This window comes from Caenispirillum bisanense (assembly GCF_900230255.1).
In the GTDB taxonomy this organism is placed as follows: domain Bacteria; phylum Pseudomonadota; class Alphaproteobacteria; order Rhodospirillales; family Rhodospirillaceae; genus Caenispirillum; species Caenispirillum bisanense_A.
This window is the reverse complement of record NZ_OCNJ01000011.1, coordinates 143,588-144,079: the sequence shown is the minus strand read 5'-3', so window position 1 is coordinate 144,079 and position 492 is coordinate 143,588. Positions and strand designations below refer to the sequence as shown.

The 492-nt window shown below is 63.8% G+C and carries 1 pseudogene; it reads left to right on the top strand.

The features are described 5' to 3' along the window. A pseudogene (locus CRP50_RS26215) lies at positions 1 to 492 on the top strand (flagellin protein FlaA); the annotation flags it as partial.

Here is a 492-nt window from a genome sequence, read left to right as displayed (position 1 = left end):
GCAGTTCCTGAACGCCTCGGATGGTAACGACCTGGCGTCGCTGATGCAGGCCAACGCCAACGTCCTCAGCGCCAGCTGGGACAACTCGACCGGCCTGACGGTCAAGATGGCCAACGGCTACGACTACTCGTCGATGACCGTGTCGGGCGCCGGCAGCGCCACCCTCGACACCACCACCGTGTACGCCGCCAAGGCGGGTCAGCAGATGACCTTCAACTACACGGACGAGGACGGCGTCGCCCGCAGCCTGACCCACACGCTGAAGAGCAACATCACGGCCGATGACGAAGGCTCCCTGGCCCTCGCCAACGAGCTGAACGCCGACTCCAAGTTCTCCGCTCTGTTCGACATCAGCTTCGACTCGAGCGACAAGGAGTTCAAGATCAGCGCCAAGGACCGTGGCACCGACATCACCCTGACCGGGTGGAGCGGCGCTGCGATCAAGACCCCGGGCGAAGCCGTGAAGTTCGACGCTTCCAGCTTCACGTTCGA